General features: G+C 25.7%; 4 protein-coding genes. All 4 read left to right on the top strand.

Features of this window, described 5'->3' with window-relative positions; genetic code table 11:
* Window positions 1–593 (top strand): response regulator transcription factor (locus HG1285_RS03550; protein ID WP_008288844.1); only part of this gene is annotated, 593 nt, incomplete at its 5' end.
* Entirely contained in the window at window positions 593–901 is a 309-nt protein-coding gene (locus HG1285_RS03555; protein ID WP_008288843.1) for a hypothetical protein, read from the top strand. The genes HG1285_RS03550 and HG1285_RS03555, both read left to right, overlap by 1 nt.
* A gap of 35 nt (window positions 902–936) precedes the next feature.
* Window positions 937–1,749, top strand: a complete 813-nt coding sequence (locus tag HG1285_RS03560; protein ID WP_008288842.1) for a HAMP domain-containing sensor histidine kinase — start codon at window positions 937–939, stop codon at window positions 1,747–1,749.
* Window position 1,750: 1 nt separating this feature from the next.
* On the top strand, window positions 1,751–2,035 hold a 285-nt coding region (locus tag HG1285_RS03565; protein ID WP_008288841.1), incomplete at its 3' end, for an FtsW/RodA/SpoVE family cell cycle protein.

The raw sequence follows: 2,035 nt of genomic DNA, 5'->3' as shown, positions 1-2,035 counted from the left end.
TTAATAACTTTTTAACAGATTCAGCTTTTGACGGTGAAGAAGCTTTAGATTATATAGAAAACTACGACTATAACATAATTATATTAGACATTATGCTCCCAAAAATTGACGGCTTTAGATTATGTGAAATTATACGGAAGAAAAATATTCAAACACCTATTTTAATGCTTACTGCAAAATCTGCAACCCAGGACAAAGTAAAAGGACTTAACATTGGGGCAGATGATTATCTTTCAAAACCATTTGATATGGAGGAACTAATTGCAAGAGTGAAAGCTTTAATAAGAAGAAGTTCAACAAATAAATCAAATGTCTTGAAAATAAACAATTATACTTTTGATATTGAAAACAGAATTGTCTATAAAAACGGTAAAAAAATAGAGCTTACACCAAAACTTTTTTGCATACTTCAGCAATTATTAATCAATAGAGGTAAAATCGTTTCTTACGATGCGCTGATGAATAGATGCTGGGATATTACGGACTATCCAACAAAGGAAACTGTAAGAGCAAATATAAAACTTTTAAGAAAATTACTGGAAGACAAAGACCTTATAAAAAATATTCCCGGAGTAGGTTATAAAATAGAATAATGTTTGACCAGTTTACTAAAGCCCGTTTAAAAATAACCCTTTTAATTTCAGTAATTACTGCTGTAATATTATCAGCCTTTGGAGGAACTGTATATTATTTTTATAAGCAGCAGATAGTTTTTGAAATAAGTGATAAATTAAAAAGTACTGCTTTTGAAATAGCAAGGAACTTGGAAGAAATACCAAATGATATGTTTTTATTACAGAAACTAAAAATACCTGATGATGTTTATGCATGTATATATAATTACTCTTCAGTTTACTTTTTTATAAAGGTAAAATATGCAATTTTGATACACCTTTTATAGGATTTAAAGTATTCAATCAAGAAGTTGTATTTTCTGTGGTAATAAACAAGAATTTAGACCAATATCATATTTACGTTGGAAAAGATTTAAAAAATATCTTAAAAGATATGTATAAATTAAAAGCAATTTTATTTTATAGTTTCTTTGGTTTGTCATCTGTCTTACTTGTATTTTCATTTTACATATCAAAATATATATTAAGACCGTTAAAATTATCAATGAAAAAACAGGAAGAGTTTATACAAAATACATCACATGATTTAAAAACCCCTTTGACTGTAATCTCATCTAATATTCAACTAATGAAACATAAAAACTTTCAAAATATTGAAAAAAACATAGAAATAACAGAAAGCAACCTTGGGTACATGAAAAAAATAGTAGAAGACATGCTTTTTTTATCAAGTATTGGACAAAAAACAAAAGAAAAAGTTGATATAAATAAAATAATCAGTGAAATAATCCAATATTTTGAAGAAAAAATAAAAGAAAAAAAATTGAACATTGAAATTAATCTAAATGGAAACTTACATATATACGCTAACTATGAGGATATAAAAAGATTATTCTTTAATCTTATTGAAAATGCTATAAAATATAATGATGAGAATGGTAAAATTATTATCCAGTCCAAAAATAAAACCATTTATATAAAAAATACAGGGAAGCTCATAAAAGAAGAAGACAGAGATAAAATATTTGATAGATTTTATAGAGCAGATAAATCTCGCTCTTCCGAAGGAACAGGGCTCGGTCTTGCAATAGTAAATGAAATAGCTAAACTTTATGGAATAAAAATTAAAGTTAAAATAGAAAATAACATGAATGTGTTTATTTTAAAATTCTAAAATGAAAAATATACTAAAGGCCTATGATTTACCTATTTTAATATACGCATTTTTCCTAATATCATTAAGTTTAATAGGAATTTATAGTGCAACCATATATGAAACTCAAAGTTTTATAAAAAAACAAATCATTTTCGTTTTTTTATCTGCATTGGCTATTTTGATAATGCCCTTTATCAACTATAAAAAACTTATCAATTATTCTATCTTTTTATATATAATCGGAATTCTATCTCTGATTTATGTAAAATTTTTCGGCATCACAGTACTTGGTGCTAAAAGATGG

The sequence above is a fragment of the Hydrogenivirga sp. 128-5-R1-1 genome, assembly GCF_000171895.1.
The sequence above is the reverse complement of the archived record's forward strand: the minus strand, read 5'-3'. Positions and strand labels throughout refer to the sequence as shown.